The organism is Synechococcus sp. R55.2, from assembly GCF_047462075.1.
Taxonomy (GTDB): domain Bacteria; phylum Cyanobacteriota; class Cyanobacteriia; order Thermostichales; family Thermostichaceae; genus Thermostichus.
In genome coordinates, this window is record NZ_JANSIH010000172.1 from 1 (window position 1) to 6,454 (window position 6,454).

Below are 6,454 nucleotides of genomic sequence, written 5' to 3' on the forward strand. Positions count from 1 at the left end.
TGAGTGATCCCTCAGTACCCATCTCGGACACGGGTTCGACTCCCGTCAGCTCCATCTCCCAGCAGTTAACTACGAGCCAAAAACTGCCAGCTTTCAGCCATGCCCTAGGAGCAGATCCTGCTCAGTTTCTAAAGGTTTTACGGAGCGTGGGCGAGTTTGATGACAAGGTGCCGGTTTTTGTCCACCGCAACCCAGCCCTGCTGGCGAAAGCGGTTTAGGAGACGGGTAATGGTGACCCGGGTGGTGCCGATGGCATTGGCCAAGTCCTGGTGGGTAAGGCGCACTTGCAGGCGCACCCCTGTTGCAACCGGGGATCCCAGCTCCACAGCCAAAAGGGAGAGCAACTGGCGCAGCCGATCCTCTACCCGCCGCCGTCCGGCCAAGGCGAGCAATGCTTCGGTTTGGCGCAGCCGACGCACCACCTGCTTGAGCAGCCCTTGACTCAGGATCTCTGAGGCTTCCACTTCTGCTGCCGGCAGCCGCAGCACATCAACTGCCGTCAAAGCCGTGGCTTTGTATGGATCCAACATCGTCAGCGGGGATCCCAGGGGCATGGAAGGGCCGGCAAACCCCAACAGCGCCTCACCACCGTTGGGATAGAGGGTGGTCAACTGCACCACCCCCCGACAGACGATCACCCATTCATCAGGAAACAAAGGGATAACCTGGCCGGGAGTGTAGGGGGATAAACTGCGGCTGCGGTAGAGGTCTTCCAGCAGTTGGCGCTCCCGTGTGGACAGGCCGGCAGCAAAATGGCTAGGCATCGCTTCAGGCATAGGCTGGCTCCGCTAAGAAAACTGGGCGCACCAGTCGTTGGGCTCCCCCTTGCAAACCAACAGCAATGGGCTGGCCGTCAATGCTGAGGTTGGGGCATGAGATAAGTGTTCCCGACAACACCTTAGCGCTTGCCTCCCAGTCTGAAGTAAAGGCAAGGTTATGTCCAGGTTAAGTGTGGCTGCCCCGAGAGAATAAAGACAAAAGGGGAACCAGGCAAAGCTGCAGGGATCCTAATCCGCTAGGATCGAAACCAGGGTGCTCCGCACCGTCGACGCGAAAGTGCTCAAGCTTTCAGGAGATCTGTCGTGACGCTGATGGTTCGTGTGATTACCCCCGACCGCACGGTTTGGGATGCCCCCAGCGAGGAAGTGATCCTCCCTGCCACTTCGGGCCAATTGGGCATTCTCACCGGGCACGCCCCCCTCTTAACTGCTATCGGCAATGGCGTTATGCGGGTCAAAGCCGATGGAAAGTGGTCGGCCATTGCGGTCATGGGCGGATTTGCAGAAGTCGAAAACAACGAGGTAACCGTCCTGGTTAACCGAGCCGAGCGGGGCGAAACAGTGGATAAGGCGGCGGCTCAGGCCCTCTTGGATGAAGCCAGCAAAGTTTTGAATACCAGCAGCGACAAGCAAGAGCGCTTGCAGGCCAAGTTGGATCAACAGCGGGCCAGGGCCTTGATCCAAGCTGCCGAGATGGGCAGTAAGACCTGAGGGATCTCTTGAAGCTGACTCTGTCCCGATGCAGGATCTCCAGATATAGCCCAAGCTGCAGGGAAGAGGGGGAGGTGAGGCGCAGCCAGATGGCCATTCTCCATCTTCCGAGATTGGCTTTGTTAGGCTGGAGGAATCCACAAAAGATCCAGTTGAAGGCATGTTGAATCCTGCTGCTGTCCAGGACTTGTCTGCTAGCCTGAAGATCGGCCAGGTGGCTCTAGCAGCCGGCTTGCCTGTACGCACGGTGCGCTACTACGAATCGATAGGCCTGCTGAAGCCAACGGTGGAACGGGCGGAGTCCAGCTATCGGCTGTTCGACCCTTCGGTTTTGGTTCGTCTGGCCTTTATCCGCCGCTGCCAGAGCCTGGGCCTGAGCTTAGAAGAAATCCGCCAAATCCTGGATGTCCACGACCGAGGGGAGCAGCCTTGTCCAGAAATTCGCCAGCATCTGCAAGGCAAGCTGCAGGAGATTGAACAGCGAATTGCCGATCTGCAAGCGCTGAAAAGCCAAATTCAAGGTCTCCTCTCCGATTGGCAGATCCCCCCTGCGGCTGCTGATGAAAAAGAGGTGATCTGCCCGATTTTGCAAAAACCAGGGGCCGGCGGTGGCAAGAGCGACAGCCGTTACTCCACTGTTACCGACTTAGCCAAGTTGCGCGGCTGATCCACATCGGCTCCGCGGCGCAAAGCCATGGCGTAGGCGAACAACTGCAGGGGGATCACGTTCAGAACCGCCGACAACAGGGGTGTCGTGCTGGGCACCTCGATGATGTGGTCGGCTTTCTCCCGCACCTGGGTGTCTTCGGGGTTGATGAGGGCGATCACCCGTCCCCCCCGCGCCCGCACCTGTTCGATGTTGGAGAGCATTTTTTCGTAGACGGGATCCCGGGTGGCAATGCACACCACCGGCACCCGCTCGTCGATGAGGGCGATAGGGCCATGCTTCATCTCCCCTGCCGGGTAGCCTTCGGCGTGGATATAGCTCACCTCTTTCATCTTCAAAGCTCCTTCCAGGGCAATCGGGGCGTTAACCCAGCGGCCCAGATAGAGCATGTTGGCAACATGATGGTACTGCTCCGCCAGTTGGTCGTAGAGGGCGGCGTCCTTCAGCATCAGGCTGATCTTGCCCGGCAGCTCGATCAAGGCTTGCAGGTGGGCTTGGATCTGGGCCGGGCTGAGGATCCCTTTGGCCTGGGCCAGCTGCAAGGCCAGCAAGTACCCTGCCACCAACATGCCGGTAAACACTTTGGTGGAAGCCACGGCAATCTCCGGACCGGCATGGATGTAGAGAACCCCGGCATCCGCCAGACGGCTGGCCTGGGATCCGATGGCGTTGACAATCGCCAGAGTCGGGATCCCTTGGGTGCGGGCCTCGCTCATGGCTGCCAGCGTATCGACGGTTTCTCCCGACTGGGTTAGAGCCAGCAACAGGTGGTTGGGGCGCAACACCGGCTGGCGGTAGCGAAACTCAGAGGCATAGTCCACCTCCACGGGGGTACGGGCCAAGCTCTCGATGAAGTACTTGAGCACCCAGCAGGCGTGCCAGGCAGTACCACAGGCTACGGCGTGGATGTGCTCAATGTGGGCCAGTTGTGCTTCAGAAAGCGTTAGCCCCTCCAGTGTCACCCGGCCCTGTTCCAGATCCACCCGCCCCCGTAGCGTATCGGTGGTGGTGCGGGGCTGCTCAAAGATCTCCTTCTGCATGAAGTGCTTGTAGCCTCCCTTGGCGGCTGAGACGGGATCCCAGGCCACGGTGATGCTGGATTTGCGCAGCTCCTCGCCGGTAATGCGCAGGTAGCGCACTTGAGACTCCGTGAGAACCGCCATTTCCCCATCTTCTAAGAACACCACCTTGCGGGTATGGCGGACAATGGCAGGCAGATCGGAGGCGACGAAGTTTTCCCCTTCTCCCTCTCCCACCACCACGGCTCCGGCATTGCCCAAACGGGCTGCGATCAGCCGATCCGGCGCCTCCCGATCCAGAGCCACCACGGCGTTTCCCCCCCGCAGTTGCCCCATGACCTGGCCAAAGGCCGCCTCAAAGGAGCCCAGCTCTTCTGTATAGAGGCCGAGCAGTTGGGCGATCACTTCCGTATCGGTTTGGGAGCGGAATGGGATCCCCCGCTCCAAGAGGCGCTCCTTCAGCTCCAGGTAGTTTTCCACAATGCCGTTTTGGATCACCACAATGCGCCCGCGCTCGTCGCACTGGGGGTGGGCATTTTCTTCGGTCACGCCGCCGTGGGTGGCCCAGCGGGTATGTCCGATCCCTACCTTGGCGGTGGGCATGTTGGCGGTGAGCTTCACCAGCAGGTTGTGCAGCTTGCCGGTAGCGCGGACAACTCTCAATCCTTCTTCGGGATCCACTGTGGCAATGCCGGCAGAATCATAGCCCCGATACTCCAAGGTGCGCAGGCCCTCCAACAGGATGGGGGCAGCCCACTGAAAACCCACGTAGCCGACAATGCCACACATTCCTCACACCTCAACCTCAGTCGCGCCAGCGTTGCGTAGCCATAGGGGGTGCCGTAGGCACAGCACCTTATCCGCAAAGCCTACCCCAGCTTCGGGATCCCTTCAACGGCTTTGGCCGACGTTGTTCACCTCAGCGGGTTGCCAATTTATGGGGAAGTCTGCGGCTGCCATCCTTGGGATCCAGGGGCAACTCCCTGGGCAAAAGAGACGGGCGCAAAATGGAACTGATAACCTTCGGCCACCGCGGGCTGGATCCCATCTTCCCCAGGGACGCTGGAGACCAAGTTGCTCAGCCCCAACACCAACTCTCGAATGCCGCGGCGAAACTGGGGATCCCCGGTCAGCTCGTCGATGTCGGCGGTAATTTTTTGCATATTCTGAAAGGTGATGCGGGCGGAATCGAGGGTTTGGCGCAGAGTAGCTAAAGTGCCCGGATCGTTGAGGCTGGCGGCAATCTGCTGCAGATCTTCGGTAGCTTGGGCCACGTTCTCCGCAGCCGCTCGCACCTCGGCCAGGATCTGGCGCACATCGGCCTGGAGTTGTGGATCGGTAACCAGCGGGCGCACCGCGCTCGACATGGCCTGTAGATCGGCGCTCACCTGCTGAATGTTCTCCAGGACGGCGTTAAGGGAAGTGCGGTTTTGATCCACCAGGGCGGTGAATTGATCGGCAGCCGCTTGAAAACTGCGGGCAGTTCCCCCCACAGCTCCAGCCGCGTCTTGGATGGCTGTGGCAGCGGTCGTGAATTGCAACAAGTCCAGATCTTCGGTGCGCAGGGCAGCTACTCGCTCTTCTACGGTTTCTGAAAGACTGGCTACGCTATTGGCGACGCGGGTGATCCCTTCTAGGGTGGCGTTAAGGGTGTCGAAGAGCTCATCGTCGTTAATCCGTGTGAGCAACTGATCCAGCCGGATCAATAACTGGCCAAAATCCACTCCAGGTTTGCCCTCCACCACATCCCCATCGCAGATGATTTGACTGCTGTCGCAATCCGCTGCCAGAGGGGATCCCGTTGCCGCCTGACCCCTCCCCTGGGGCAGGATATCCATCACCGTTTCCCCCACCAACCCCGTCTGTTTGGTAAGAAACAGGGAATCGCGGGGGATGACTAGGGGCTGATCAATGGTCACCTGTACTTCTACTTGGCTGGGTTGAGGCACAATCCGCTCCACTCGACCTATGGTTACCCCCCGCAGCCGCACACTGGATCCCTCGGCCAGCCCGGCCACGTTGGTATAGGTGACGGTAAATTGAAAGCCGCGACTGCCGAAGCGCAGGTTGTAGATCCACAAAAACAGGCCGGCAAAGCCCAGCGCCCCCGCCAGGATCAACAGGCCCACTGCCCCTTCTCGCACTGCTCGCGAACGCATCACACCTGCCCCGCCACTTGAATTGGCCCTTCTACGCTACCGCTGAAAAACTGCCGCACAAAGGGGTTATCGCACGTTTCAATCTGCTGCACGGATCCCTCCCACTGCACCCGCCCCTGAGCCAACAACACAATGCGGTCGGTGGCGCGGTAAATGGTGCTGTGCTGGTGGGTCACCACAATGTAGCTCTCACAGGCTTTTTTCACCTGCTGCAGCTCCCGGATGAGATCTTCAATTACCGTGGAGGCAATGGGATCCAAGCCCGCTGTGGGCTCGTCGTACAGCAGCAATTGGGGCTCATCCTGGGGCAGAGAAGGATCCTCCATAATGGCGCGGGCGAAGCTAGCCCGTTTGCGCATCCCCCCTGAGAGTTCTTCTGGCAGGTTGTGCTCTTTGCCCGCCAGCCCCACCGCCTCCAGCTTGGCGGCCACCAATTCCTGAATACGGGAGCGGGGCAACTGCGAGTGCTCGTAGAGCAAAAAACCCACGTTTTCTTCCACCGTCAGGGAGTCGAAGAGGGCGGCCTGCTGAAACACCATCCCTACTCGCAAAGGGGGAGTTGCATGATGGGCTTGAATCTCCGGGAGCGGGATCCCGCACCAGAGCACTTCTCCAGCGTCTGGCTCCGTTAGGCCGGCGATGATGCGCAGCAGCGTCGATTTCCCGGTGCCCGAAGGCCCCACCAGGCCCAGGGCCTCACCCCGGTACACCTTCAGATCCACGTGGTCAAGCACCACCGTCGAGCCGAAGCGCTTGGAAACTTGGCGCAGCTCCACCAAGGGGGCAGTGCTCTGCACTGCTGGCATGCTCAGAACCTCCGCCCTCGCCAAAGGCTGGAGCCTATTTTCCGCGGCCTGCTGCTCCTTTGGGCTGTCTATGCTGCTTCTGAAGCACTTGACCAATGATTTCAAGCAAAACTGGGGGCTCAGGATGCTTCCCTCCTTGAGTCGGCTTCACTGCTAGTTTAGGAGTCGGCAGGGGCCAAGGCAATGAAGCAGCCCACAGCCCTATCAAGGCAGATCAGGGATCCCTGGCGATAAGCCCAAGCCGTACCTCTCTTCCCCATCCTCCTTGCTCTGCAGCTCAGGGGCGAGGTCTTCCTCGAGGGCAGCCGCCCAC

General features: G+C 59.8%; 6 protein-coding genes. 2 read left to right on the plus strand and 4 right to left on the minus strand.

Features of this window, described 5'->3' with window-relative positions:
* Positions 1 to 137 precede the first annotated feature (137 nt).
* Positions 138 to 776 (minus strand): Crp/Fnr family transcriptional regulator, encoded by a 639-nt coding sequence (locus tag NW838_RS06045; RefSeq protein ID WP_414427698.1) that lies wholly within the window; start codon positions 774 to 776, stop codon positions 138 to 140.
* 306 nt (positions 777 to 1,082) lie between these two features.
* Between NW838_RS06045 and atpC the strand changes: the two genes are divergently transcribed.
* Positions 1,083 to 1,490, plus strand: coding sequence for an ATP synthase F1 subunit epsilon (gene atpC, locus NW838_RS06050; RefSeq protein ID WP_414355851.1), 408 nt, complete (start codon positions 1,083 to 1,085; stop codon positions 1,488 to 1,490).
* Between the two features lie 160 nt (positions 1,491 to 1,650).
* Positions 1,651 to 2,157 (plus strand): heavy metal-responsive transcriptional regulator, encoded by a 507-nt coding sequence (locus NW838_RS06055; protein ID WP_414355852.1) that lies wholly within the window; start codon positions 1,651 to 1,653, stop codon positions 2,155 to 2,157.
* Here NW838_RS06055 and glmS read toward each other — a convergent pair.
* The 3 genes from glmS to NW838_RS06070 all read right to left on the minus strand — a co-directional run bounded on the left by glmS (position 2,118) and on the right by NW838_RS06070 (position 6,141).
* The gene (gene glmS / locus NW838_RS06060; RefSeq protein WP_414382665.1) at positions 2,118 to 3,965 is read right to left on the minus strand and encodes a glutamine--fructose-6-phosphate transaminase (isomerizing); all 1,848 of its coding nucleotides are present in this window, start codon (positions 3,963 to 3,965) and stop codon (positions 2,118 to 2,120) included. The two genes, NW838_RS06055 and glmS, sit on opposite strands and share 40 nt — an antisense overlap.
* Positions 3,966 to 4,111: 146 nt before the next feature.
* On the minus strand, positions 4,112 to 5,335 hold the full coding sequence (locus NW838_RS06065) for an MlaD family protein (RefSeq protein WP_414355854.1): 1,224 nt from the start codon (positions 5,333 to 5,335) through the stop codon (positions 4,112 to 4,114).
* Positions 5,335 to 6,141, minus strand: coding sequence for an ABC transporter ATP-binding protein (locus NW838_RS06070; protein ID WP_414355855.1), 807 nt, complete (start codon positions 6,139 to 6,141; stop codon positions 5,335 to 5,337). Before NW838_RS06070 ends, NW838_RS06065 begins: the two co-directional genes overlap by 1 nt.
* Positions 6,142 to 6,454 lie beyond the last annotated feature (313 nt).